The sequence below is a fragment of the Klebsiella sp. WP3-W18-ESBL-02 genome (assembly GCF_014168815.1).
GTDB classification, from domain to species: domain Bacteria; phylum Pseudomonadota; class Gammaproteobacteria; order Enterobacterales; family Enterobacteriaceae; genus Kluyvera; species Kluyvera ascorbata_B.
The window spans coordinates 216495-241814 of the sequence record NZ_AP021972.1; the positions used below are offsets into that span (position 1 = coordinate 216495).

General features: G+C 55.0%; 35 protein-coding genes. 2 read left to right on the plus strand and 33 right to left on the minus strand.

The features are described 5' to 3' along the window. Positions 1-203 precede the first annotated feature (203 nt). Positions 204-413, plus strand: coding sequence for a hypothetical protein (locus H7R56_RS01035; protein WP_106924981.1), 210 nt, complete (start codon positions 204-206; stop codon positions 411-413). 107 nt (positions 414-520) lie between these two features. Continuing rightward, positions 521-1129, plus strand: a complete 609-nt coding sequence (locus H7R56_RS01040) for a glutathione S-transferase (RefSeq protein WP_106924982.1) — start codon at positions 521-523, stop codon at positions 1127-1129. Positions 1130-1352: 223 nt separating this feature from the next. Here the strand turns inward: H7R56_RS01040 and H7R56_RS01045 are convergent, their stop codons facing one another. The 33 genes from H7R56_RS01045 to H7R56_RS01205 form a co-directional block, all read right to left on the minus strand. Continuing rightward, positions 1353-1568, minus strand: a complete 216-nt coding sequence (locus tag H7R56_RS01045; protein ID WP_182928451.1) for a hypothetical protein — start codon at positions 1566-1568, stop codon at positions 1353-1355. Further along, positions 1565-3514 carry a hypothetical protein gene (locus H7R56_RS01050; protein ID WP_182928452.1) on the minus strand — a complete coding sequence of 650 codons (1950 nt, stop codon included), beginning with the start codon at positions 3512-3514 and terminating at the stop codon, positions 1565-1567. Before H7R56_RS01050 ends, H7R56_RS01045 begins: the two co-directional genes overlap by 4 nt. Positions 3515-3525: 11 nt before the next feature. Continuing rightward, positions 3526-4101: a YmfQ family protein gene (locus H7R56_RS01055; protein ID WP_182928453.1), complete on the minus strand. Its 576-nt coding sequence runs from the start codon at positions 4099-4101 to the stop codon at positions 3526-3528. Next, positions 4086-5162 (minus strand): baseplate J/gp47 family protein, encoded by a 1077-nt coding sequence (locus tag H7R56_RS01060; RefSeq protein ID WP_182928454.1) that lies wholly within the window; start codon positions 5160-5162, stop codon positions 4086-4088. The genes H7R56_RS01055 and H7R56_RS01060 overlap by 16 nt, the downstream gene beginning before the upstream one ends. Next, on the minus strand, positions 5152-5604 hold the full coding sequence (locus tag H7R56_RS01065) for a phage GP46 family protein (protein WP_182928455.1): 453 nt from the start codon (positions 5602-5604) through the stop codon (positions 5152-5154). Before H7R56_RS01065 ends, H7R56_RS01060 begins: the two co-directional genes overlap by 11 nt. Further along, positions 5601-6131: a phage baseplate assembly protein V gene (locus H7R56_RS01070; RefSeq protein WP_182928456.1), complete on the minus strand. Its 531-nt coding sequence runs from the start codon at positions 6129-6131 to the stop codon at positions 5601-5603. Before H7R56_RS01070 ends, H7R56_RS01065 begins: the two co-directional genes overlap by 4 nt. 2 nt (positions 6132-6133) lie before the next feature. Beyond that, positions 6134-7207, minus strand: coding sequence for a phage baseplate assembly protein (locus tag H7R56_RS01075; protein ID WP_182928457.1), 1074 nt, complete (start codon positions 7205-7207; stop codon positions 6134-6136). Then, positions 7207-8475, minus strand: a complete 1269-nt coding sequence (locus H7R56_RS01080; RefSeq protein WP_182928458.1) for a DNA circularization protein — start codon at positions 8473-8475, stop codon at positions 7207-7209. The genes H7R56_RS01075 and H7R56_RS01080 overlap by 1 nt, the downstream gene beginning before the upstream one ends. Then, positions 8475-10250: a phage tail tape measure protein gene (locus tag H7R56_RS01085; RefSeq protein ID WP_182928459.1), complete on the minus strand. Its 1776-nt coding sequence runs from the start codon at positions 10248-10250 to the stop codon at positions 8475-8477. The genes H7R56_RS01080 and H7R56_RS01085 overlap by 1 nt, the downstream gene beginning before the upstream one ends. Before the next feature lie 98 nt (positions 10251-10348). After that, positions 10349-10732 carry a phage tail assembly protein gene (locus H7R56_RS01090; protein ID WP_182928460.1) on the minus strand — a complete coding sequence of 128 codons (384 nt, stop codon included), beginning with the start codon at positions 10730-10732 and terminating at the stop codon, positions 10349-10351. A gap of 3 nt (positions 10733-10735) precedes the next feature. After that, entirely contained in the window at positions 10736-11089 is a 354-nt protein-coding gene (locus tag H7R56_RS01095) for a phage tail tube protein (RefSeq protein ID WP_182928461.1), read from the minus strand. A 10-nt stretch (positions 11090-11099) separates the two neighbouring features. Then, positions 11100-12578, minus strand: coding sequence for a phage tail sheath subtilisin-like domain-containing protein (locus H7R56_RS01100; RefSeq protein ID WP_182928462.1), 1479 nt, complete (start codon positions 12576-12578; stop codon positions 11100-11102). A gap of 1 nt (position 12579) precedes the next feature. After that, complete coding sequence (locus H7R56_RS01105; RefSeq protein WP_182928463.1) at positions 12580-12780, minus strand: DUF2635 domain-containing protein; 201 nt, start codon at positions 12778-12780, stop codon at positions 12580-12582. Beyond that, entirely contained in the window at positions 12777-13403 is a 627-nt protein-coding gene (locus H7R56_RS01110) for a hypothetical protein (protein WP_182928464.1), read from the minus strand. Before H7R56_RS01110 ends, H7R56_RS01105 begins: the two co-directional genes overlap by 4 nt. After that, positions 13400-13942 (minus strand): phage virion morphogenesis protein, encoded by a 543-nt coding sequence (locus H7R56_RS01115; protein WP_182928465.1) that lies wholly within the window; start codon positions 13940-13942, stop codon positions 13400-13402. Before H7R56_RS01115 ends, H7R56_RS01110 begins: the two co-directional genes overlap by 4 nt. Next, on the minus strand, positions 13942-14382 hold the full coding sequence (locus H7R56_RS01120; protein WP_182928466.1) for a gp436 family protein: 441 nt from the start codon (positions 14380-14382) through the stop codon (positions 13942-13944). Before H7R56_RS01120 ends, H7R56_RS01115 begins: the two co-directional genes overlap by 1 nt. Beyond that, positions 14382-14864, minus strand: a complete 483-nt coding sequence (locus H7R56_RS01125; RefSeq protein ID WP_182928467.1) for a hypothetical protein — start codon at positions 14862-14864, stop codon at positions 14382-14384. Before H7R56_RS01125 ends, H7R56_RS01120 begins: the two co-directional genes overlap by 1 nt. A 75-nt stretch (positions 14865-14939) precedes the next feature. Then, positions 14940-15842 carry a Mu-like prophage major head subunit gpT family protein gene (locus H7R56_RS01130; protein ID WP_182928468.1) on the minus strand — a complete coding sequence of 301 codons (903 nt, stop codon included), beginning with the start codon at positions 15840-15842 and terminating at the stop codon, positions 14940-14942. Between the two features lie 5 nt (positions 15843-15847). Further along, positions 15848-16804 carry a phage protease gene (locus tag H7R56_RS01135; RefSeq protein ID WP_182928469.1) on the minus strand — a complete coding sequence of 319 codons (957 nt, stop codon included), beginning with the start codon at positions 16802-16804 and terminating at the stop codon, positions 15848-15850. A 212-nt stretch (positions 16805-17016) separates the two neighbouring features. Beyond that, positions 17017-17856 (minus strand): phage head morphogenesis protein, encoded by an 840-nt coding sequence (locus H7R56_RS01140; RefSeq protein WP_182928470.1) that lies wholly within the window; start codon positions 17854-17856, stop codon positions 17017-17019. Beyond that, positions 17849-18292 (minus strand): hypothetical protein, encoded by a 444-nt coding sequence (locus H7R56_RS01145; protein WP_182928471.1) that lies wholly within the window; start codon positions 18290-18292, stop codon positions 17849-17851. The genes H7R56_RS01140 and H7R56_RS01145 overlap by 8 nt, the downstream gene beginning before the upstream one ends. Further along, on the minus strand, positions 18285-19856 hold the full coding sequence (locus tag H7R56_RS01150; RefSeq protein WP_182928472.1) for a DUF935 domain-containing protein: 1572 nt from the start codon (positions 19854-19856) through the stop codon (positions 18285-18287). Before H7R56_RS01150 ends, H7R56_RS01145 begins: the two co-directional genes overlap by 8 nt. After that, positions 19856-21430 carry a terminase large subunit domain-containing protein gene (locus H7R56_RS01155; protein WP_413782717.1) on the minus strand — a complete coding sequence of 525 codons (1575 nt, stop codon included), beginning with the start codon at positions 21428-21430 and terminating at the stop codon, positions 19856-19858. Before H7R56_RS01155 ends, H7R56_RS01150 begins: the two co-directional genes overlap by 1 nt. 8 nt (positions 21431-21438) lie before the next feature. Next, a complete protein-coding gene (locus H7R56_RS01160) occupies positions 21439-22017 on the minus strand; it encodes a DUF3486 family protein (protein WP_182928474.1) in 579 nt (192 codons plus the stop codon). Beyond that, positions 22007-22285 carry a hypothetical protein gene (locus tag H7R56_RS01165; protein ID WP_182928475.1) on the minus strand — a complete coding sequence of 93 codons (279 nt, stop codon included), beginning with the start codon at positions 22283-22285 and terminating at the stop codon, positions 22007-22009. Before H7R56_RS01165 ends, H7R56_RS01160 begins: the two co-directional genes overlap by 11 nt. Then, positions 22257-22652 (minus strand): hypothetical protein, encoded by a 396-nt coding sequence (locus tag H7R56_RS01170; RefSeq protein ID WP_182928476.1) that lies wholly within the window; start codon positions 22650-22652, stop codon positions 22257-22259. Before H7R56_RS01170 ends, H7R56_RS01165 begins: the two co-directional genes overlap by 29 nt. A 5-nt stretch (positions 22653-22657) precedes the next feature. Then, on the minus strand, positions 22658-22942 hold the full coding sequence (locus H7R56_RS01175) for a VpaChn25_0724 family phage protein (protein ID WP_182928670.1): 285 nt from the start codon (positions 22940-22942) through the stop codon (positions 22658-22660). Between the two features lie 2 nt (positions 22943-22944). Then, positions 22945-23256 (minus strand): DUF2730 domain-containing protein, encoded by a 312-nt coding sequence (locus H7R56_RS01180; RefSeq protein ID WP_182928477.1) that lies wholly within the window; start codon positions 23254-23256, stop codon positions 22945-22947. Further along, complete coding sequence (locus H7R56_RS01185) at positions 23237-23467, minus strand: TraR/DksA family transcriptional regulator (protein ID WP_182928478.1); 231 nt, start codon at positions 23465-23467, stop codon at positions 23237-23239. Before H7R56_RS01185 ends, H7R56_RS01180 begins: the two co-directional genes overlap by 20 nt. Then, a complete protein-coding gene (locus H7R56_RS01190; RefSeq protein WP_182928479.1) occupies positions 23464-24066 on the minus strand; it encodes a hypothetical protein in 603 nt (200 codons plus the stop codon). Before H7R56_RS01190 ends, H7R56_RS01185 begins: the two co-directional genes overlap by 4 nt. Continuing rightward, on the minus strand, positions 24054-24437 hold the full coding sequence (locus tag H7R56_RS01195; RefSeq protein WP_182928480.1) for a hypothetical protein: 384 nt from the start codon (positions 24435-24437) through the stop codon (positions 24054-24056). The genes H7R56_RS01190 and H7R56_RS01195 overlap by 13 nt, the downstream gene beginning before the upstream one ends. Next, on the minus strand, positions 24421-24648 hold the full coding sequence (locus H7R56_RS01200; RefSeq protein WP_182928481.1) for a hypothetical protein: 228 nt from the start codon (positions 24646-24648) through the stop codon (positions 24421-24423). The genes H7R56_RS01195 and H7R56_RS01200 overlap by 17 nt, the downstream gene beginning before the upstream one ends. 2 nt (positions 24649-24650) lie before the next feature. Continuing rightward, a complete protein-coding gene (locus H7R56_RS01205) occupies positions 24651-25232 on the minus strand; it encodes a glycoside hydrolase family 108 protein (protein ID WP_182928482.1) in 582 nt (193 codons plus the stop codon). Positions 25233-25320: the final 88 nt, after the last annotated feature.

Here is a 25320-nt window from a genome sequence, read left to right on the forward strand (position 1 = left end):
TAATTATACAAAATGCGGTAGTTTCTTTGCGTGACAATACGTTTATTATTTTCATAATAATTTGATTGTTATGATTATTTTTGTAATTTCTCCTCCAGGCCACATTTTCTAAAATTTCTACGCAAAATGCGCACGTTTTCCTCAACGGGCTTTTGATTAAGTATCCATTCTTATAAGAGGGTTTTTAAGAGAAGGAGCGCACGATGAGAAAGATCGGAGAAAATGTTCCACAACTTATTGATAAAGCAGTGGACTTTATGGCTTCAAGCCAGGCGTTCATGGAGTATCTGAACAAACGGTCGCGTTCGGATCGGGTTCCTACCGATATCCCCGAAGAAAAAGCGGAGATGTTTCTCGAAAGACTGGCGTACTACCGTCAGCTGTACAGGCCCGTGGAGACTTTGCATAAGTAGTCTGTCTGCTCTTTATTTTATCCCGATCGCTCAATGGATAAAAACCAGAGGGCGAATGCGGCTGCCTGAGCCATACTGATAGCTTTGTTGGCGCAAAGGAGTTGAACATGAAACTGGTTGGCAGCTACACGAGTCCATTTGTCCGAAAAATCTCGATCCTCTTACTGGAAAAGGGGATCGCCTTCGAATTTATCAACGAGCAGCCCTATAACGCTGAAAACGGTGTGGCGCAATTTAACCCGTTAGGGAAAGTGCCTGCGCTAGTCACCGATAGCGGAGAATGCTGGTTCGATTCGCCGATTATTGCTCAGTACATTGAGCAACTGAATATTGCACCGGAAATGGTGCCGAACGATCCCCATGAAGCGTTAAAGGTACGCCAGATGGAAGCGCTGGCCGACGGCATTATGGACGCCGGCCTGGCCTCGGTGCGTGAGCTCGCCCGTCCGGCAGCGCAGCAGTCGGAAGCGGAAGTCCTGCGCCAGCGCGAAAAAATTGCCCGCAGCCTTGACGCGCTGGAAGGCTATTTAGCCGACGGCACGCTGAAGGCTGACACCCTCAATCTGGCGACCATCGCCATTGCCTGCGCGATTGGCTACCTGAACTTTCGCCGCATTGCGCCAGGTTGGTGTGTCGATCGCCCACGTCTGGTGAAGCTGGCCGAAACGCTGTTCCTGCGCGAGAGCTTTGCGCGCACCGAACCGCCAAAGGCTTGATTGAACGCTATAACGCCTAACCGCAGTCCGTTGTACAATCCCTTCCCATGACTCCCTCTCCCGTCGGGAGGGGTAACATTTAACCGTCAGGCCTATTCATGACTACCGATACCCGTTCGCTTTACAGCCAGTGTAGCGCGGCACATAAATCGCGAAACTATGACACTTATCTTTAGATCGCTTCATATGATCCAAATTTAAGTGTCATTTAATTGTGTGCGAATTAAGGCTGGGTAGCTCTTGGGTCTCCTTCCACATATAACCCGCCATCCCATCCGACTACGACTTCCTCTTCTGACTCAATCAGACCATCAGGCATAGGGTTTCTGGCAACCTCGATTTCTTCTCCGTTAGCATCCATTTCAATACTTATGAGGTAGTCCCATTCACCAATGTTAACTACCCGCCCGGTGTCATCACGAAAAACTTTCATTTTCATTTAGCTACCCATCCTGTATTTCCAGTGGTTGTTTCTTTAACGTAAAGTGACGCCGTGGCCCCTGAGTCAACACGCCAGAATTGAGAGGCTTTGGTGGCGGTTACTACACCTTCGGGATTTCCCGTTCCAGTGATGATGTCAGGGCCATTGTTCACCCGGATTCGCTCCGCTCTGATTTCGTATAGCGCTACCGAAGCGGCAGTATTCCTGGTGATAACTTGGTAATTCAACGCGACCCCGGCATCGTTCACAATTGACTTACTCAGTTGAGTGTTACCAATTGTTTGTCGCCATTTTTTACTGTCAGTAGGCGCGGTGACTCTGGTTTTTTCAGAAACAACGTTACCCGTGCTTTGCAGGTCAAACTGGTTGTTAAACATACTAACAGGGAAGGTGATAGTGGAGTCTTTGGACAGGACTGTACCGACGTAAGAGGACACGAGAGAATACAATCCAATATTGATATTTCGGGCGTTTTGAGTAAGACGGAACAAAATGTCAGTCGTGGCGTTTTGTGTTGAAACGGTGTCTGAAATATTTATCCCGGTGCAATCAGCAAGGCTGATACCTTGATTACAACCAACACCAACATGATTACCAGTAAGCGTGCTGAGTGAGCAAGTGCTCATGGCATAGCCATAATTTGTTTTGGGAAAGGCCCCCAGACTCGTATCAGGCTGAACTGTGTTACCTATAAGCTTGATATCAAAGCTATTACTGATTCTGAATCCATACCAGTCATAGGGGCTATCTTTCCAGCCCATGGCATGACGGCGAACAGTATTATCGACAAATGACATGGTATCTGGACCTGAGAAAACGATACCCTGCTTTTGGGAATTGATGTTGTTGTGATGTACTTTCGGTTCGTTGAATGGGACTAAACCCGCCCAGTCGATGCCATCCATCGTTCCGATCAAGTCGTTATCATGGATTGAAGCAAAGGTATTATTTAAAATTTTAATACCTGTTTTGATTGGACCAATATTGTTGTAATGGACGCGAGCCGATAAAACGCCCCCGGCAGCATCAAACTCAACCCCCACATCACTGAATTGTGTGTCGAAATTTTGTTGAATATCAAACTTCCCCTGGATGCAGTTAAATGCGACAAGTGCGCCGACACAATCACCAACCCTGAACCAACGGCTGGCGCTGTGATCCCAGGCAAAACTGTATGCATCCAGGTTGCGGTTAGCCCCATGGCAATAGTTGCCACTAATTACATAACGCAGGTATTTCGTAAAGTATTGCGTTTCATCCTTTGGACCCAGCACGGCGCAATCAATATCAGCACCTTCCACAATCCACTCAATATCCTTCGATCCAATAACCCGCCCCACATCCTCTGTAGGGGTTGTCATATCGAAGACAGCCTTACCCGTCATGTTTTTCGCAACAATACGAGAATTACCATGCTCCCCCTCAACAAGTAGAGGTTTACTAAGTACCGTATCAGTGATCAAAAACGTACCATGACCGAGACAAAGCTTGCGTCTTGCATCTGCACCGCAATACGCAGTAGCACGCCGGAACGCCAAAGTATCATCTTGCCCGGAACCATCGACAGGGTTGTAATTGCCCTTTGCACCAAAGGTTTTTACATACACTTTTTCCAGATTCAGATCGTGCTGAACCTGTTGAATCGCATCAGTGTATGGAAGAGACACCTTCAGTTTTTCGTCGCTAATGTCAGGGTCTAACCTACTCATAAAGAGTACGCTCATTGCTTCAAAGAGCTGATTCAGTTTGAATTTATCTGGTTCCATCCCACTTTGCTGAACAATATTCAATAGCTCACTCTGGACAATATTGAACCAGTCAGCACCAGGATATGATGGAGGAATACCAGCGCCACCTTCTGTAAAAAATAAAGGCTCACTGCTCGTTTCTGGTTTCAGAGTCGGCATTACTGAGACGCCGGAGCTGTTATCGAGATGAAACATAACGGTTTCCCTTAATAGATGAATTCATAACCTGAACCAGCCAGGCGATATTGATTTAATACACACTCAAGATTGCGAGCCCGTCCGGTGAGCAAAGGGACAAGGACGTTATCAATACAGGTGAAACGACCATCCTCTATATCCAGCACAACAATTTGCAGAAGCCAGCGGTAACGGGCGGGCCATAACGGATAGGTGCAACTGCGCAGGCAGTGATGCGGCAGAATGACGTTGACCTTAATTTTGAAGCCCAGTTTTGCCGCAACGACCTCTATCTGCCAGGGAGCAAGCCCACCTTTGCGATGGTGTTTCTCTGCTGCGTCACGACGTCGTGCCGAAATGGTGGAAGACAACGGCAGACATTCAGGTAACCCCAGATACGCTTCCCAGTCGGTCAGCATCTGCGTCGTCGTTTCCGGGCGCATTTCAGCCAGTAGCGAATCCGCGTCACCTTCCACACGACTTAAACGGGCTGCAAAGGCCCGTAAAAACTTCGTTAAATTGACGTTTAAATCGCGGGGCCATGCTTTACCACGGGGCATGACCTGCTGGAGTGCATGGAGCCAGTCGTCTACGTTGTGAGCCATGTGAGCACTCCAATGGTGACGAGTTCGTCCGAAGGAACGGTGATATCAGCGTTGACTGAAAGGGTGTAGTCGGTCACGCCGGACGATGAACCAATGGCCGTGCGTAAGGCCGATATTTGCAGGGTCTTACCCGGTGACATTTGCTTCTGGAGCGCCAGCAGGCTGGCCTGCACCGCTGAGCGGGTCGCGGTAGTGTCAGGCGTCAGCTTGATGGACATATCGACCGGGTGCAGACTGATAATGACGGGCCAGCACTCAATGCCACCGGGCTTGCCGACGTAGTTACCCGTGGCCGGGTCGGCGTGACGAAACAGGTAGTTCTCCATCGTCACCTTGTCGGCATCGGTCGGGATAATGTCGTCACGGTCATCATAGAGCCAGGCTAACCCCACTGTGCCGGTGCCGTGCCAGCAGTCATAAGCCCATGCGCGGGTCACGCCTGCCAGTTCGCGAGCCCAGATAACGTAATCATGCAGCGCCCCGCCGACCGGGGGATTGCGCTTGCGGAACAGCAGACGGTCAAGCAGCTCTGAAATGGGCTCGATATCGGAGCCTCCAGTGATGCTGCCGGAAGCGACCGCGCCGGTGCTACCGACACCAGCAATGGGAGACAGTAGCGTCAGCGTTTCGCCTGCGGCCAGATTGCCATCCACCCCGGCCTCATCGGCCTGAACATTTGCCGTTATCTGACCACCGGATGGCAGCGCATCTGCTGTTACACGCCAGACGATATTGTCAGCGCTCTGCATTTCGGTATCGGCGGGAATAGTGGCTGAGCCAGTGAACGTAACAGGGCCGGTGGCAAACGTTGCCTGCTTGCGAATAACCCCCTCAGTGACCGCCGTATCAATAATGGTCTGGTCATCTGATTTCGTGGTGGGAATTATCTGGTCGGCAATCCAGCTCTGGTGGTCATATAAATCACGTAACTGGCTACTGACGGAAATATTAACCGCCTTTTCGACACCGACAGGCGGTAATTTCTGGATATCGAGTTCAATCGCAATATCCGCTTCACCGTCCTGAATCAGCTTGCGTAATGTCGGGGTACTAAATGGCATTGGCAGTTGCCTCCCAGCGTTTGCTGATTTCAATCGTCAGGGTGGATTTGTCCGGGCGGGTCAGGATGACGGTAAAGTCGATACGCTCACGGCTGGCGATGGTGGCCGTCACTGCGGCGGTACGCGCATATCCCTCGCGAAGCAACGGCTGCATCGAGAGCGTGGCGTAATCCTCGACACGCTGGCGCACGGATTCGGTCAGCTTCTGACGGTCGAGTAACCAGAGCTTTGAGCCCCAGGGTAAATCGCTGAACGTGTCACCCGGCCAGCCACGAGGGTCATCTGAGCCGTCAGGCAGTTCATCGTCGGCATCAGCGCGGGCATCGGTGAAAAGGCAGATAAGGACTAAAGTGACAAGCCCGTCGTCGAGCGACAGGCCGTCATGTGTGAAGGTGATATCACCCTGTGATAAGCGATTGTTCCAGCTCAGTCCGATAGTCATAAGGGCTCAGTAGTGTTTTCACCGTCGCCGTCCTTATGAATATGTTCAATGAAGGATTTACCTTTCGCGTTAATATCACCACGAACAGTAACGTCCTCAGAAAATTCAGCAGGGCCAGCGATTTTTAATTGAGCCGTATTAATCTCAAATAATTCGCTGGCGGTGTAATTTACCGTTTTCCCTGTTATTTGAATTACGCCATCCGCCTTGAGAATAATACGGGACTGGCCGTCGCCATGATAAAGACAGACGTCACCCTCATCAAGACCGGTTGGTCGACAGCGCTTATCTTCAACGGCAATCGCCACCATACCTTCACGCCTGCCGCCGACCGCGAGGACAATCGCCTCTGAGCCCGCAGGTGGGAAAGAGGTAAATCCGTACTGCTGGAAACGCTCGACATCGTCGTTCGTCGCATCCGCCAGAGTCTGAACCTGCAAGTTCTGGCGACCCAGACTGTCGGTGACGATACGTACCACGGCACGATCAACAAGCAGGCGAAGACGACGGGCGAGTTGTTCAAGCATTCTCAATTCCATGTTGCCACCGCTTTTTTCTTACCCTTGGATTTCGCTTTTGTCTCCGGCAGGTCAAGGGATTCAGGCGGCACAAGTGCCAGCACGGTAATGCGACCGCCGTCACCCTCGGTAAAAGTGACGCTCTTGATGAGCCAGGTGGTGTCGAGGTTCTGAATCGGGTCCCGAATCTCTGCCAGCCGGTTGGTCTGCCACAACGCGCCGGTATCACCATTCTCGCGCCAGCCCGCTACCGTGACTTCGCTGGTATTGGCCTCGCCCAGCATCCTGGATTTATACCAGTCGCCCCGGATGGATGCGCCACCAACGGTCAGGTTGTCCTCGTTGACGAGTATCTTCGGGCGGTAGCGGGTGATGGTCGGGTCCGTCACTGTGGCGGCTCGTCCACCAACGGCCTGAACTGGCTGAGCCCCCCACGTCGCACCTCCGGCACTGGCCGAACCTTTGACGATGTATTCACTGGCCCGCTCACGCCAGCTGAAACGGCCACGCGCCGCGAGGATGTTCTCACCCAGCACCAGTGCCACACTGACCCGCTGCGTCGAGGCGCGGGTAATAACCAGTCGCCCCTGCGCGTCCGAGGTCAGCAGAACGCCACGTTGTTTCGCCAGGCGCTCCAGCAGCTCGAAGCCGGTCTCACCCTGTTCAAGCACAACGCTGCCGAACGCCTCGCCGGTATCTGTTTCATTAACGACGGTGATGCCATAGGGCTGTGCAATCTCTGCGGCCAGCGCTTCCAGCTTCACGCCTTTCCACTGCCCGGACTTATGGACGACGGAGCTGTCCACAAGGTCACCGGTCTTGTCACGGCCCATCACACGAATACTGACGTTCTCGGCATCATAGGACGGGATAAAATCGTCGATGTAGCCTGTCAGAATCGTTTCGCTGCCGATGCTGATGGTGCAGGCCAGCCCCTCTTTGATGACGCGCGGCGCTGCCTCAGACCACTGCGTTGTCACCGTGAGATCAAACTCACCGGCAATCGCTTCCAGCGACCGGGTAAACGACATATCGGTCCAGCCTTCCCAGGCCTGACCGTCGACGGTCAGAGTGACGCTCTCCATTATTCGATAACCTCAATGGTGGATGACGGCAGGATGAAGGACGGATCACGCAGACGGTTACGCAGTACGATGGCGTCCCGGTTTTCGGTATCACCGGTTTCACGCCAGGCCAGAAGGGCCACTGTCGAGGTTTCCGTGGGGACGAGCTGGCGAAGGTCAGGCAACTGAGCACCACGAACGCGGACGTCGTTGACCACCGCAAAACGCAGATCACGAAGCGTGCGCCACAACTCACGCCGCCCGGCCTCAACTGCGCTGATCGCAGCATCAGACAACCAGCCAGCAAGGCGGTCTCCGGCATCGAGAGCGTCAGCACTGGTTTCAAATTCGGTGGTCGCTATCGCTTCGGCCTGCGCAACCAGCGCGGCCAGCGTCACCAGTTGGCGAAAATCATCAATGTTGGCCTGCATCTCATCGGTGATGGCGATGGTGGATGCGGGAACGCTGGTCGCCACACCAAAGACCCCGGCCTCCGGCGATGAGGGGGTGACCACCATGTCTGAATCACGGGTTCGGGTGGCCGCTTTCTCTGCACGGTCATTCGCCCACTGGTTGCGGAGCTGGTCATAGACCCGGAGCGCCCAGGGCGATTCGCTGACGATATCGCGCACTGTACTGGTCAGACTGAGAACCTGCCGGGCCAGCTCGCCGGGTTTAGCGATGATGACGCTGGCAAGGTCTTTGAAACGGCTGGCCCGGTCAATCCAGTCAGTGATGGCGGTCGGGATTGTCGGCAGGTTTGCGACCAGCGACTCCATATCCCCGAGCCATGTGTCCACCATATCGCCAAGGCCGTCGAGGGCTGCAAAATAGTCGCCATCCTCCAGCGCCGCTTTGACCTTATCCGCTGCCGACAGCGTGGTGAGACTGGTGTTTTCCTTAGATACCGGATAGAGCCGTTCGCCCGCTTCGAATACCTCAAAGCTGACGTAGGCAACGCCGCCTTCTTCGGTCGACAGGCGGTGCGTGACGCGGCCAATCTGGACTTTCTGGATGCCATACCACGGGTGTACAAGCTCGCCTGGACCTGGCTGATTAAGCGCGTTTAAAAGGGCGTCTAATGCGCTCTGAAAATCATCGCCGACCAGCTTGGCGTTAATCTGCTGCTGGGTGAGTATTGCGCCGTTATCTTCCGTCCAGCCGGTTTCTTTCTTGGGATACGCGCGGGGGATAGCACGACGACCACTGACCCCCTCATCATCGACCAGGTAAAACGGCGCGTTACGAAAGGATGCCTCGCGCAGGGACGCCCAGTAATTGTTCGCCATCAGTTTTGCCCCACACTGGTTTTGCCAGCAGAGGCGCTCAGGGTCACGCCCGGCTGGTTAGTTGAGACGCTTTTCACTCGGGCATCGCCTTCCACCACCACGCGAATCTCGCCACGCAGCTGCTGCGGGACAAAAGGATATTGTGGTGACTGTTGAGAAGATGCCCACGGTCTAGGGTCGACAACTTGCGGGTCACTACTTGCAGAAGTAAAGAAATCAGCAATCTGAGACCAGACGGAAGGTCCGTTAGCGCGGTCCTTCGCCCATTGCACCATCTCCGCTTTTTGTTCATCACTCAGATTGGGGGATGCATCAAGAAATGGTATTGTCGCCCCCATTGCGGCAGTTTTCAGAAAGGGTAATGCGCGAGTAAACCAGCTCCCTTGTGGCGCACCAGTTGGAATAACATCCGGTCCGCTGCCAAAGCCACCGGCCCCCATATTAACGACATATACGGGCATCACGCCGGAGCCAAAAACATCAGCCACACCTTTAGGAATACCTTTTGATTTGCCACCGCCGAATAAATCCCATGCACCTTTACCGACCTGAAAGACTTTACGGGCAGCGATAATGCCCCCCGTCGCGATGGCAATATTTTTGCCGACTTCAAGCCAGTTCTGAACGGTCTCCTGATCCACTGAATTTAATGCGTCAGCTAATTCCTGAACGGGTTTAGCAAGATTATTGTTGGTAAACTTCGTCCAGGTCACATTCAGGCTGGACATCGCAGAGGTGAAGTCCTGGGCTGCATATTTCGCATCAGCCAAGATTCCTGAACCGTCTGCAACAATCCCGTTATACCGACGTAGGTCATCAGCCCCTTTTCCAGACGTTACGCTGCTCAGAAGCAGGATACTGTCCTGATTAAAACCTGCTTCTACAAGACGTTTATTTTGTTCTTTGGCACCTTTATTGCCTGACCGTTTGGCAATTTCCTCCATTAACTTAGGCAGAGCACGCATCCGCCCATCTTTACCAAAGACGTCAATACCATTACGTCCAAGCTCCTTGACTACTTTTGGCGCTTGTAAATCACGAATAAGGTTTTCAACTGCAGTTGCCGCTGTGTCCCTGTCACCGGTAGCGCTGATCGCTGACTCAAGCGCGACGCCCACGTCCTTGATTCCTGCAACGCCTTTACCACCGGCAGCAGAATACATCGACAGTGCTCTGACACCTTTCTCTGCAATATCTTTTAATTCGAAAGCACCTTCTTTACCCAGCTTGTTGAGGGTGTCCATCGCTTCCAGGGTTTGCTTTTCTGACGTCACCTGATATTTAGGGAACTGCGCGAACAGCCCACCGATAGACTCTCCGGAACCACCGGATGCTGCGATTGAAGCAGCAAGGTTATCTTTATTTTTGAAACCAAAGTCGATATCACCGGTTACTGTGCCTATTTTTTCGACGGCGCCAATAACCTCGCTATCATCAACCCTGAACTTGATTGCCGCATCCTGCATACCGTTGAACATCTGCGACATTTCTGACCGGGTTTTCTCGGCCGCGAGGCCCATACGCGTGATACGACGGTCAGTCTGAGCAAACTCTCTCAGCATGGCACCACCCGCAAAACCCGCAATCATCCCCGTATAGCGATTGCCGAGAGCATCCAGCCCGCGACCCGCTGCCGCCGTCGACGCCCTGACAACGGACATGGCCCGCTCATTGGTGCGGGCGAACTCCGACATATTGGCACCGTACTGGCGGGCTTTGGCCGTCAGGTTCCCGGCCAGGTTAATCAGGATTTCAGTGGTGAGGCGGTCGGCCATGTTGCTTCCTCAGTTGCTCAGTGAGGCGAAGCAGCTGCCGCAAGGGCAACTGCTGGAGGTACTGCGCATCGAAGCGCTGCGAAAGGTTGACGATAAGACTATTGACTGCCGTCGCCAGCGGCATCAGTTCGCCCCCGTGACGTCGTCCCCGCGAGCATATCGTCCAGGCTACTGGCCTTGCTGGACAACAATTCCAGGTCTTCGGGGTGGAAGCTGTAGAGCTGCTTCTGGGACAGCGGGCCGGGGATTTCACCCACCTTTAAAATCTGCCGGCGTAATAGCTCAAGCCCCATCAGCACCTCGGAGCAGTACGCCACGGCCTTACCGTTATCACCAATCACCACGCGTTCGGCGGCAAGCTGTGACTCCACCACATCACGCGAGTCCAGCTCGCGCAGCGTGACCTCTGTGTGACGGGTCTCATCAGCTGTCCCTTTCCCCGTCACATAACCATGCTTAAGTTGAATAATGGTCTGCGCCATGTCTTACACCTTCACCAGTTTGGTGCCAATAAAGGTTGCAGAGATGGTGCCGCCGTCCTCCTCCAGCGTGGCCGGACCTTCGGTGGCCGCGCCGGTCATCATATAGCTCAGGCCGTTATCGCCTTCGAACATGACGGTGACGCCTTCCCAGCCGCTAATTTCGACAACGTCCATGTCTTCCGCTGCGGCGATGGTCAGGGAGATGGAAGGCCCGGCCATCTTCCCGGACAGGCCCCAGACCTTACCGCCACCCATGTGAGCCGTGCGGGACACGCCCCCCGGATTAAGGGTGGACTTGCCTTCGGTTTTGATTTCGCGACCGTTGATACGAATCGACGCTTGACCCAGAACTGACATGATTTTCCCCTTAGAGTTTGAACTGGATGAGGCCAGCCAGAACGCGCAACTGATTGACCAGGTTAGGATGCGCAATGAAGTTCAGGCGGTTGGCATCGCTGCTGTCGATAGTGACGTCCAGCGTGTCTTTGTAATCGTCGAAGTCTTCCACCAGACCCGCTGGCACCAGTTCGGTCAGCGCAATGTCCAGCAGTTCAGCGCGGGCAATCTTCGGCGTCATCACTGCCTGGCCGGGGTCGAGCAAATCCAGCACGTCATCACCCGCCAGCTTGTGACGCGGGTAGCGGGTGGTGAAACGGTTTTTGATGATGTAGCGGATACGGCCCAACGTGGCCGGTGACTGCACATCGAGGTAAGACGTATCAGCATCACCGTACTGGTTAACGCGATACATGGTGATTTCACGCTCGATACAGACGTTGCTGCTGGCATCGACATAATGGGTGGCAATGCCGTCATGCAATAGCAGGTTGCGCTCAGTCATATCCCAGCGCACACCTTTGGCCGGTGGCAGGATGCCGGTCATCACCAGAGTCTGGAGCGGTCGCGCCGGGTCATTCGCCAGATAGTACGCGGCCACACCGCCATAGGAAGCCGCCCACTGCCATGATGGCTGGGGCGCAATATTTGTCCCCATGCAGGAAATCAGCCAGTCATTACGGGTATTACCGAACGTACCGCTCGCCGCATGGGTGCCGCGAAATGCCGTCCAGAGCTGTGCCTCCATCATCTTGAGCGGGCCCCAGCGGGTCACCAGTTCGTCACGGATGGTGTTGAGACTCTGGGTGTCGTTATAGGGAAAAATGATATCGGTGTACCAGTCATCACCCAGCGACGCGACAACCGCCGAAATATCCGGCGTTCCTGTACCACCGGCAAAACCGGTAATGGTCACGGCCACACCCGCAGGGGTCTGCTCGCCCGTGTAATAGTTGAGACGGACGTCCATATCATTGCCGGTGATGCCTTTCCAGTTCGTGGTCAGCTCAACCGTCGCGGTGGTGGTAGCCTTAATACCAGCAACCACCTGAGTGCCCGGCAACGCATTGATCGCCGCAACAATATCAGCGGCAATGGTAGCCTCGGTGGCCGCTGCGGCCACACCGACCTGAACCGAGACCCCGTTGACCAGCAACGCCAGCGTGCCCGCAGCGGTCGCCGTACCAAGAACCGCCAGCTCAGCGTTGGCCGCCGTGCCCGCAGCAAGCTCTGCAAGACCTGTCGCCCACACTTCGGTATAGCTGTTGGCTTTGCGCAGGGTTTTCAGCATTTCGGCCAGCATGGAGCCTTTGCCGAATAACTGCTCAGCCGAACCGTCGCTGGTGATTCGGTACTGCGTTAGTGCGGTCGCGGTGCCGGTCGCCAGTTGCTGGCCGATCACAATAATTTTTCGCGACTGCGCCGGTGCGCTGTCGAGTGCCTGAGAATTGTCGATCTCGATGTACACCAGCGGGACGCGGATATCATCAGGGATAGTGCCTAAAGACATGTTATTTCTCCTTTACCGTGCGGGCCGGTGCAGTTGAGGTCACCGTTTCACCGGGGATATCGCTCACGATCACATCGCCTTCGGCTTCACGACGATGCCACCAGGCGCTCATTGCTAACGTTTCACCGGCAGCATTCAGATGGGTGCCGTCAGCTTTACGAACCTGGACGCCTTCGCGGGCAGGTTTAATTTGTTTCATCATGGGTTTGGCTCCCGGATGTTAATGACGTCCTTAATCTCCGACGCGCCGCCGTTGTGCGAGAAGGTGGCACCGAGGCGGAGAAAATCAGGAAGTGTGGAGAGATCAATACTTTCATCGAGACGAAACTGCTGTTCCCATGTCACCGCCCACATTGTCAGGCCCAGGTCATTCAGCCCGCCTGAGTAAATGTTGTCGGCGCTAATGGCATCCGCAGCACGCTCGGCCTTCATACCGCTGGCTGCATCTTTTGCGGCGATACGGCGCACCAGTTTGCCTACAAGGATTTCGCAGCGCGTATCGCGTGCGTAACCCCACGAATCAGTCGCCATAACGTAAGCCGCCCAGGTAATATCGCCAACCAGCCCGCCGCTGTAACGGATGTTCCGTACCCGAAGCGCCGCAACGCGCACGCAGCCATCGCGATCTGACAGATACGTTTTGACTTCGGCAGGCGTATTGAACTGGCCGATATGACGCTCGATGACTTTGACCTGGTCAGGGTTGTCACCCTCAAGACCTTTGTCAGGCTCATCGTCGGAGGGGGATTTTTTAAGCCAGGCCACCACGTTTTCAGCGGCGGCCACGGTGCTACCCATCGTCAGCAGTTCGGGACGTTCACTCATGGAAGCACCTCTTTCCAGAAATCACCGATGACGTGCATCAGCTCCTGGCTGTTATCAGATGAAAGGCCGAGATATTCACGCCGGGGCATGTTCATCGCACGGGTATGCGCTCCCACGGACTGCCAGACCGGATGACGAAGCGCCCGCCCGAACGCCTGGCTGATAAGGCGTTTGTGCGCCCCGATGGAAACGTTGCCGGAAAAGCCGTCCTGATGTACGCCACTGTAACTGAGCGGTGACCCCACACGAACGCGGCCACGCTCGACGATGTACTGAATGCTGTCGAGGAGACCGCCGCCAGCCTGCAACAAACTCTGGTTGCCGTTGCGGGTCTGGCGATAACCGTCAGACCAGTCCTGCCATTTCTCACCTGCCGGGGAGGTCTTCTCATCGCTGATACGACGGCGGGTCTGGGATTCGACGACTGCACCAATGGATTCAAGCAGTTCCTGCTGGAGCGTTCTGTCTGACAGTTTTTCTACGGCCAGCCGCAGTTGTGCCAGCTTTTGGGCCCCCATTACCTCGACGGAGATACCCATCACAACACCCCGCGCAGCTTGTTACGGGTGAAGAGCCGCTCGTTATCCGACACGACAATGATTTTGCCGTTATCGTTTTCCGGGGCCGGAGTTGTACCGGTCAGGCCGAGGTCACGGGTGCCATTGGCTATCTCTTTCAGGGTGCGCAGTGCATCGTCGTAGCGCTTCTGAATCAGCTCGGTAATCTGGCTGTCACGCTCGGACAGCCAGTAAAGCGCGATGGATACCGCAACCCGGTGAAGCGGACGGGGGATAATGTCAAGGCTGAGCGGCAACTGATAACGCTTTGAGAGAAAGGAGTTAATTTCCTCATCTGCATCACTAATTGCCGTCTCAATCTTTGCCTCATCCAGTTCGCCGGTCGCCTTGTTGATCGCCATGTTCCAGACCAGCGAACCGTCGACGGCCAGCAACTCATCGCGGGTTACGTAAATGCCCATCAGCCTTGCTCCACCTTAGTTTCCAGGACTTTTACAACCAGTTGGGGCTCGGCCTTCAACCGTGCGGCGTCTTCGTGGCTGATAAAACAGTCCGCCTGAATGCCCAGGTGCGCATTGTTGGCCGCGTTATCATCCGCTGGATCATCGGACGCAAAGACATTGACTGGCTGTCGTGACCAGAAGCGACCGCAGCGCCAGAAACCACGCTCTGAAACGGCACGAACCTCCAGTGCTTCAACATCATCCGTTGCCGGAAGCAGAGCCGCAGCAGCCACATCCGGCACGGTGACGGCATCGGTATTTTCTGACATCACGCTGACGGGTACTGAACCCAGTGCAATGTGATACCCCGGCAGTGTGACTGACAGTTCAGGTTTTTTGCCGTCTGCGCCATCAGACGATGCCACTTGCGTCGCTGAAATCGGGCCAGCGCCGTCTTTAACGTTTTGCTTACCCGGTGCTTTTGTTTTCGTTCCACTCACTGTTCCATCCTCTTTAAAGGAAGGTTACGGCGGGTTTAAACACCGCCGCAGCCGGATTAACGGAGACTGAATTGTTTACGCAGGGGTGGTAATGAACGGGCTGTTTACGATGTCGACATCCTTGTAATAGATGTTGGAATCACCGCCATCGACCAGCATGGCGTCGATAATGCGTTTTGCCGCTGCACGATTATTCGGGCCTACAACCAGCGTCGTCGGGTTGATACCGAGAGGCGTACCGGAGGCACGTTTCATGCCCTGAAGGACTTTCACCGCTTTTTCGTAGTTCGCCATCGTCAGCGGAGCGCGTGAACCACACGCCGTCTGCCAGAAGCCGAAGCCCACGTTGCAACGACCATCAACGCCATAAAGGAATTCGTTGTTCTTCACGGTGTGCTCACTGTTCAGATCGTCCAGTGCATGGAAATCGAACGGGCGGCGATTCTGATACAGGATCGGTTTTAATACCTGAGTTTCATCAATCAGGAACCAGGGTTCACCGGTGTCGGTGGCAATGTCACCGACGATATTGCTGTACGTTCCCCCGGCCATCGGGTGGTCGGTATCAAAGAAGTTCTGACCGTCAAAGCACGCGGTTGTGAAACCAGCGGTCAGCAACGGGAAGCTCAGCGTGTCCGGGAACTCAGACACCTGCTGACCGAACGACTGGGCGATGATGCTGTACTGACCAATCTGATCATCTTCAATGTTTTCACGTTTGACCTTAATGGAGTTTTCCCAGGTCTTGTTAGTGATGGTGTAACCATACTGGTCGAGCTGGGCAAACTGGCGGTCGCTGATCCACTCCTTAATCGACGGCAGGTCAGAGAGCCAGCCGTACGTGTTGGATGCTGAGCTGCTCGGGACTTCGGTCGCAATACGCAGGTACTGCGGTTTGACCCCGGCCAGACCACGGGTAAAGGCGGCACTGAGCGCAGTCGTGAGAGAATGTAAAATTTCGGATGACGGTGCAGGCATTGCGGTTACTCCTGAGCAGGTTTAGCAGCGAGGAACTCGGCTTCGGTGATACCCATAGCGCGGCACATCGCCAGTTCGTCATCGCTGAGTTTGGTGTTGTCTTTGTTCTCTTTGCCTTTGGACGGGTCGCCATTGACCAGTGCCGGTGCAGTTTTAACGAACTCAGTAAACTGCTGACGACCTTCTTCACTGCGGCAAAGAGCCAGATACATATCGCGATTCGCCGGGGCCACTTTCCCTGCGGCCACGGCGGCATTAACCAGGCTTTCGGCGGTTTTATCATCCAGCGCTTTCAGTTTGTTCTCAGCCGTTTCAGCGCGGTTCAGCGCCAGCTGATGCGTCTCGACCGGAATAAACTTCGTCAGGTCGGGATTCTGGGCGCGGTTGAGTGCGACACTTTCGCTGGTCTTGATTTGCTGGATGGCTGCCACCGCGTCATCGACAGACGCAGTCGAAGCGAGCCCCAGCACCGTCACAATCTGGACAGGTACGGTCATCTCGTTGTTCTCCGAATTAAGTGCGGGTAAATACAGGTTGGGTTTGTTGGTCAGGCCGACGCTGGACAGGCGTGTGACCTGACCGGCGGCGTTGTTGAAAAAGGCCGGGCTGTAGTAGATATATTTTTTGCCACGAATGAGGGATTCACCGTCCGGCGTCCAGACGACGTGCGCATCGATACCGCCATCATCATTGATGCGCAACGCATCAATCCATGCGTAGGCCGGAGCCTCTTCGCCTTTCGGACCTTTGATTTCGGTGGCATGTTCGATATCAAACGGGAGCTTCGGGTACTTGAAAGACGCGGACATCACCGCAGCAGGGTTATCATTCACCCATGAACGGCCATCACGCCCGGTGAATGCACCGCCCGGAATCATCGGCAGCCATTCAGGCAATGCGTCGTCGACCAGCTCAGGCAGTTCAAAACAGAGCGCAAGAAGCTCCGGGAGATTGGATTTCATGATGTTGTCCGTCGTTACAGATTACTGACGGACAGTGTGCGGGAGGGGCAAAGGAAAGGTGAATTTACCGCTTTCCTTTTATATGCAGCGGCAAACCCCGTTTAAAACACATTTAAAACCGCGCTGGCGCGTTTAACAATTTTTTACGGCGTCATCGTATCATCATATCCGATGACGCCATAGGACGTGATTAAGGACCGTTACCGCTTCGTTCAGTTGCCACTGTCAAACGCAGCTTGCTTCTGGCTGAGCTGTTGCTCCAGTTCAGCCTTACGCGCCATGCCGGGATTATAGTCCCAGCCCGGATCAATGCCTTCCGGCACCATCTCTTCTTCCCCCGTTCGCTTGTTCACCCACTTCACCCGTTTAACTTCTGGCGCAGTGGTTCGCAGGGGAACCGTTTCCCGCGTCACCTGCCCGGTGGGTAACCCGTTGTCATCGAGCTGCTGCACGTTGCGGGTGACGCCGTTCTTCTGCATTTGCTCGTATTCGTACTTGCTGACCTGACGAACGCCGCATTTACAGCCCCAGCCGTTGGGGCCGATATGTGTCTGCCAGAACGGATCATCCACCGGCAGGCAGAGGTCAGCCCATTGCAGATGCTCCGCCCGGTGCTCGCGGGATGGACCCAGCGTATAAAGCAGATACGGCATGGCGCGGCGGGTACGTTCGATACGCTCCCACTGACCGGCGCTGCGGGCGGTGCGCATATTGGTTTCATAGATGGTTCGGATGCGACGGTCGCTGCCCAGTTGCACGACGCGGGATTCTTTTGTGAGGGGATCGTTCATCTCCTGCTGGCCCCACCACCCGCGTTTGACCAGAAGAGGCTTAAGCACTTCACGGAACTGAGCGAACGACTGCCCCTCAGCCAGCGCCTCTTCAACCAGAGACTTAACATCTGAAAGGAGATCGAGGTTTGTCATTTTGGCAACGGTAAACCCGATACTGTGCTCATCACGCCAGACGTCACGGTAATCAAAACCCGGAGACAGTTTTTTGGCTTTCAGCCAGTCCAGCGCTTCTTTAGGGATGATGTCGGGCTCAGCCATGCAGCACCTCTTTTTCGTCGGTTACCAGCATCAGTCCTGGCGCTTTTCGGAACTGGCGTATCAGCGTGGTGGAGCTGGCAAACACCGGCGTTCGGTAGCTGAATGATTGATACAGCGATGGCATATGCTTTTTCGCATAGCGTTTGCCCAGGGCTTTCTCCGTCTCAGCAACTTGCCTGGCGCTGTGAAGACGCTGCGTCTTCGTAAACCAGAAATGCTCAGTAAGAGGGTTGTAGTTATCACAACGCGAGTTCCCCCAGCCGAGATTGCACCTGCCGTCGAAATACACCATCAGACAGGTGCGGCTCTCGCTCTGTCGCTCACGCGTCACCGTAATCACCGTGTCCTGATAGCGGAATCTGACATAGCAGAAAGGGCTTTGCAGCTCAGCTTTGATGGTTTCCCACTGTTCTTTGGTAATGGCGGCATCAGGCATCTTTCACATCTCCCAGCGCACGGGCTTCGAAACTGAGCATCGCCAGCTGCTCGACGAACGCATCAGGTTCAAGGGTCTTCTGCAACTCAGGCAACTGAGCCAGAAACTCTTCAAAGCTGTCGACGCTTTGCGCCAGCTCCAGCACCGGACTGGTGAAGGCCGGGCCCACTTTTTCCCAGCCGCCCAGCGCATCGGCCACCATCGCATCAATCTCATCGGTCTGGCTGCGGTTAAGCGCAAGCTGCTCACGGTTAAGCGCAGGCAACGTCATGGCGGGTTGTGTGGCTTCCGGGTACAGGATGACCGCGCCGCTGTCGGGTTCGGCCAGCCCGAAGCGGTCACGAACCTCCGACTCCTGGACGCGAAGACCACGATCAATCAGCGGCGTCAACGCTTCCACGAAGGCTTTGAGGTCTTCCGGCTCAGTGATACGAATCATCACACGCGGATAGGCTTCCTGCGGGCCGTAGTTCATATCAATGTACGGTCGCACCAGGAACTCATTCAGCGTGTTCCCGAGCTGCATGGCATCCCAGCGGGCAATGTCCATACGGACCTGATTATGGACGTCTGCCTGACTGCGCGAGCTGCCGTTGTCGGTCGTCATGGTCTGGCCCAGCACTGCTTTACTGGTCTGCTCGTCGCACCACGTCGCCATCTCTTTAAAAAGTACACCGCCGTTGTTGCGACTGGCCGTTTCCTGCATATCGAGTTTCATGCTCTCGGGAATGGCGCAGCCCGCATCGGATGCAATGGAGGCAATGGCGTCGATGAGCGTATTAATCTGCTCAGGAGTGGCGTTGCTGCCGTATTTACCGACGACCACGGGAATACCGAACTTCTCTGCAAACGCCCACCAGTCACGCACGGTGAACGATTTGAGCATGTACATCACCGCCACGAGTCGAGCAAGCCCGTTGCGCAGCGGCAGACCGGATTTAAGGCGTGGCTGATGGACAATAAACTTACCTGCCGATAACGGAACACCGTCGATGGGCTGCTCATCCGTGATAAGACGAAACTCCCGCAGCGTCTCTTTATCGGGCCTGAGGAAGCGAGGATCAACCCATTCATAATCGCGCGGTTTCCACTGGCTGTTTCGCGTATTCCAGAGGATTTCGCAGACACCCACGCCTTTACCCAGACCATCGAGCAGATCAAAGAGCAGCTCAGGTATCTGGGGTTGTTCGATGAGATCGCGAATCACATCTGCCAGCATGACATCACGCTCATCATCGCTGGCCGCCTCGACCGTGGGCGCAATACCGGCGACGGTCAGCTTACGGGTACGCAGCACCGATGAATAATGGAGGTCTCGCTCCTCCATTTCTTCTGCAAGGATAAAGTAATCGCGGGGATTCCCGTCCGCTGCACCACGAAGAACGGCAGCCAGCCTGCCGGGTGTCAGCGTAGAGGCCACACTGATACCTGCCGACGGACTGCGGATACTCATGGCACGGCCACGGGCGCGGGGTTCATTAAGTTCGTTATCGTTTACGGTGACGGTTTCACCGGTAGTCGAGCTGAACAGGCGGCGCATTACGCCGCTGATTTGTTTGAGCATCAGAGCAGCCCTCTTTGATTTTTAAGACCGCGAGTCAGGCGAAGCTGGCGACGTTCGTCACGCTCTTTTGGGTCGGCGGGTTTGTTGATTTTGTGAAGTTCGTAACGGCGATTGTCTTCACGGCTGGCGAGATAACCGAGGAAGATCGCAATAGCGGCATCCCCGTGGCGCTTGCGACCGTCGGTGCCGACAGTACGGGAATCGTCTATACCCGGCACACCCCGATAAATCTGGATGGCCCCGAGGTCGGTAATGATGTCTTCATGCTTCGGTGTAATCAGCTCGCCGTCTTCAAATGCCGCCCTGAACCGTGGCATGTTCTCGCGATAGTACGGTACGGAAAGCTGGACCTGTTCGACTTCCTCACCGTAGCGTTCGGCAGCCTGTTCAGCCAGATACTGACCATTACCTCGGGCATCGAGCTTGATACCGTCGCGTCTGGGAAGACGATCGCAGATATAAAACAGCGCCTGTTCCTGCTGCTTGAACGGGACGTTGCTCATCTCAACGAGGAAAGGAACCGTGCGGGTGGTGTCATCATTAACGGTGACCGGCGCAAAGACAGTGAGGTCACCGTTACGGGCAAAGTCTTCCCCGAGACAATGCCGAAGGTTCTGCGGCAACTTCTCCAGTTCTGGCCGGACAACGGACTCCAGCCACTCCTGCATATCCAGACGCCGCAGGCCTTCCGAAAGCGCATTAAATTCTGCCGTACCGGTAAAGCGCAGCACCGGGCCAGTACCGGTAGCAGCTCGTTCGCGTAACGAACGGGCAATATACGCACCGCCGCCGTTCTTGGGCTCGCAATAATATTCCTCACGGGCATCTTCCTGCGTGGCCGTGTCACGTAAGAGGTTATCCAGCCACTCAGCCTCTGCCTCGGGAGACCACACCTTTTTGGTGACCTGGCAGATACGACGATAGAGCCCCTCGTTGATGGCCGTTTCGATATCAATACGATGAACGGAATAACGTTTTTTCCCGGCGCGACTGTCGGTGATGAGGGTATTAAACAGGTTTTCAATGCCGTTGTGCGTGGAGATGAGGCGCACATTTGAGCCCCACATTGTCAGCGCAAGCGCCGCTTTCAGGCAGGCTGCAAGGTCATTCTGAAACGCCGCCTCATCAATAATGACATTACCCTGCATACCACGCAGGTTTGAGGGGTTAGAGGACAGCGCTTTAATTTTGAAGCCGCTGGCGAACTGGATCACATAGACGAGGATGTCCTTATCCTCATCGGCCAGGACCTCTTCGCCGATATCCGATGCCGCCCAGTCATAGGCTTTCGCCCACATGGCGCACGCGTCGATAAACTCACGCGCCATGTCTTTGGTGGTGCCGACGTAGAACGTATCGCAACCACCGGCGCTGGCAGACATCGAACCGTTAAGCGCTGCATCAGCAGCTTCGGCCCAGGTGAGGCCGGTACGGCGCGACTTCTCAGCCAGTTTCAACTGAGACTTATCTGCTATCCATCGTTTCTGATACGGCAGCAGCACCTGATCGGCATCAAACTCCCCCGCCAGAATAGCCGCCGCAGACTGACTGGTGAGCGAATTGAGTGGGGGCATTGTCGTCATTACGCGATCCCCAGAATCTGGCGACGAATATCCGCAGCCGTCTCTGCCGACAGTCCTGCCTGTTTGGTGATTTTCTCCGCTGTTTCGGCTGCTTCCTCAGCAAAGGCTTTGCGGATTTCTTGTTCACGTTTGTGGGAGGTCATCGCCGCTGCTTCCAGCCGCTGCGCGACCAGCGCCAGTTGTCCCAGCGCCTTCGGTTCGACGGTCTTGTCCTTTTCAGCCAGGGACATACTGGTCTCAAAGGCCAGCGTTTTTACGAACTCCAGCAACAGCTTGCCGACGTCAGACGTCGGTGCAGAGCCCAGCTTTGCCGCCCAGATTTCAGCCATCTCGCGGGACGCCCGAATCTTTGCGCCGAACTCTTCCATGCGGCTGGCGTAGCGGTTCAGGCCTGTACGGCTGAGTTGCATATCTTCGGGCAGGTCATGGCCGTCAATCAGTTCATTGATGGCTTCGCGGATCTCTTCCTGCGTGTGTCGTTTCTCACGCAGCATCTGATGGAGCTGATCGCGGATGGAATCCGGTAACAGGTCAATTTTTGACGGACGTCCACGGGTCGGGCGCTGTTCACTTGCCATTCTCCCTCCGGCACTGCTCAAGGAAGTCCTTCCGGTGACTGGCTGAATCTTTCAACAGCAAGTTATGCACCCGTTTGTATTCAGGGTTTTTGTTGAGAAAAACATTCAGGTACGACGTCGGCGATTTAAAGTCATACGGTTTGCCGGTCTCTTTCGCGAGAGAAGGCGCAACAGCCTTTGCTTCGACCTCGGCACATACCATCACGGCGGCGATAAGGCTGATGATATTGCGCTCGCCCTTAGTGAGTGGTTTCAGTTTCTTTGGCATAACCGGCACCCTCCAGTTGATGAATCCGCGTTGCCACCTCTTCAATGGCATCGGAAAAGCTGAACATGTTGCTCCACTCAGGTTTCCTGCCCATCACTGCGTCATACATATCACTCAGCGCATCTTCGGCGTCGTCACGTTCCTGAATAAGCTGCGTCTCCGAACGGTCAAGTCGGGCAATTCCTTCCAGTGCCTTTTCACCGGCATTGCACAAGGACTCGATCACCACGGCTGCATGAACCAGAGCCGTCGAAGACATACCGATTTCGCCTGACTCACACTGTTTCGCCAGCACGGCCAGACGCCGAAGATGACCGGCCTGTTCACGGCAGGTCGCCATCATTTCTGGCAATTTTGTTTTATCCATATTCATCACCGTGCCCGTGGTTTTTTGACGCCCGGAACGGACGCCAGACCGCTGGCAACGTCATCGCCGCGCCCCGTGATTTCGGCAACAAAGCACCCGCTGACGTCAGTCACACGCACCAGTCCCTGCTCAGCCAGCCAGGACAGATGCGTCCGCACGGCATCACGGGAAACGCGGTGGCCGTAGGCTTGCAGGCATTCCTGCAAAATAGACTCGTTAGCGCTGTCACCGCAGTCGAGCAGAGAACGAAGAATGACCAGGCGCTGGTCCTGGTCGAGTAAATCACGCATTGTCATACCCTCTTGTTTTCCTTGAGTTCGTTTTCAAGAAGCAGATCGCTGATACGCGAAACCTGACGAATGGACGGGGCCAGCTCACGCAGCTCGCCGCGCAGGTCACTCATGGCGAGCTGGAGTTTGTGCAGGTCACTCTGGCTCGGCAGACCGGCAATCGTATTTTCCAGCGTCTGAATCCGGTTTCTCACCAGCTCCACCTCTTCACGCTTGACGTACGTTTTGGCGAGCAAAAGCTGGATAAGGTTGACGCCTGACATAAACAGCGCCCAGATGATCGCCCAGTTACCTTTAACGACTTCCCAGTCCACGGTGCCCCCTGTGTTCTCTGATGCGCTGGCAGGTAAAGCAGGTCACCGCATCGGGCTGCGCCTCAAGCCGTGCAGCCGGAATATCGATGCCGCAGTCATTACAGAAGCCGTAACGCTCGGGTGCTTCTTTAACCCGGTTTACATGGTTGTTTAACACCCGTTCACGGTCGGTGGTTTCAAGGTCACTGGCGCGGTCAAATTCATCACTCATTGAACCTGCACCTTGTGTTTGCTGGATTTGCTGTAACGGGCGAAGCCATCGAGCGTGCGGAACCCGAGATAACTCAACGCCGGTGTCGCGAGCATCAGACCGATATCCCAGTCAGGCGCAGGCATCGCAAACACATGACCAAAAGCCGTGGCGACCGCACCGGCCTGCTGGCCCACCGACATGATCATCACGTAAAGAATGCAGCTGTAGAGGGAAAGACGGGCCATCAGCGGGCGGGTCTGGCGGACATATTCGTCCGTTGCGTTATCGCCGTTGCGGATAGTTTCCTGCTGCTCATGGTGCGCGGCCTGCTGGTCAGCCAGCTTTGCTTTGTCACGCTCGAGCTGGAACTGTTCGAGCTGAACCTTGAGGGACTCAAGCTGAACGAACTGCTCGGGCGGGAGCTGCGCCAGCTTCTGCTCAAGGACGCGCTGCTGGTCTGCCGGGTTGATCGCATTACCCACGTTTTCAACCACACCGGCGACGGAGTCTGCGGTCTTCGCTGCATCACCACCGAACCAGCCACCCACGGTACGCAGCAAAGAAGGCCCGGCTTTAAGCAGGACGGAGGCGACAGTGGAAAGGGTTATCGGATCCATGCGAACAGCTCCTTACGTTTCGCCCAGTTACTGAACAGGTATCCACACAATGAGCCGAGGACATACATCAGCAACAGTGCCCCGGATGGGGTGAATAAATTGGTGGCAACGAAGCAGACAATACCGCCCACGAAAACCGGCCAGGAACACCAGTAGAGCACCCGCTCACGGCAGGTTTCACGCGGACTGCAAAAGACGCCAAGCACCATACTCAGTGCGATGAGCACCGCACCCGCAAAGGCCAGCCACCAGACCAGAAAAAGATGCGGGCTGTGCTGACTACAGAACAGCAGCGAGAGCGCAATCAGGGCAACCAGCGTCCAGCCGGAACGAAACAACGGCGGCAGGTATGCCTTAATCATGTTGAACATTATGTTTTTCCTTATATCGCTGGCACTGCCAGACGATGTCGCGTGTATCGACAGACAACCACCCCCGCATATAAAAGCTGGCATGAGTGCCGTCATGGCCTGTGTAGTCGGTAGGTTCGGGTTTTGGCCCCCCGGCCATGCGGTGGAGCACCTCCTTCTGGAGGCGGTCACGCCGCCCCTGTTTCAGTGACGCATCCCATCCTTTGCCCATGTTCAGCTCCGGGTGACAGAGAACTGACCGCCGACAACCTCCTGACAGGCGTTCGCCAGCTCATCAAGGCGGTTAAACCAGCCATTGAGGTATTTTCCCTGGGAGGTATTCGTCTTAATGATGTCGGCGTAGTAGCGGGAACGGCGAAGGAAGCAACGAGTCAGAAGCCATTCGGCATCCGCGCCAGTGACAGCACTGACGGTTTTGGGGCCAGCGACACCATCAGAAGTAACGCCGACCGCATCCTGCAAAAGCTGGATGGCTTTTTTTGCACCATGCTGGACGGCGGAATCGAAAACGAAGAGGGAGATACCATCGGGCCAGAGGTCACATTTTGCGGCCTGCCAGTAGTCGCGCTGGTAAATCAATCCGGCCTGTTCTTTGGTCAGGTCTTTAATTTTGACGTCAGGCTTACCGTCACCATCAACATCGGTTTTGCCGTCGGCCAGACCATCACGCAGGTCTGAAATACCGAGATTGGTTTCGCCTCCTTTGTCGGTGGGGTCATTGACATAACCACCTTCACGAACGAGGACGAATGAAAGTGCGTGAGCAAATACGGGAGGGAATGCAGTGGAGGACATATCGGCACCTCAAGAAAAGTGAGCAATTAACTTTTCTCAATGTATGCCGACCAAAAAAAAAGCCGGATTTACCGGCTTCATTGAATTT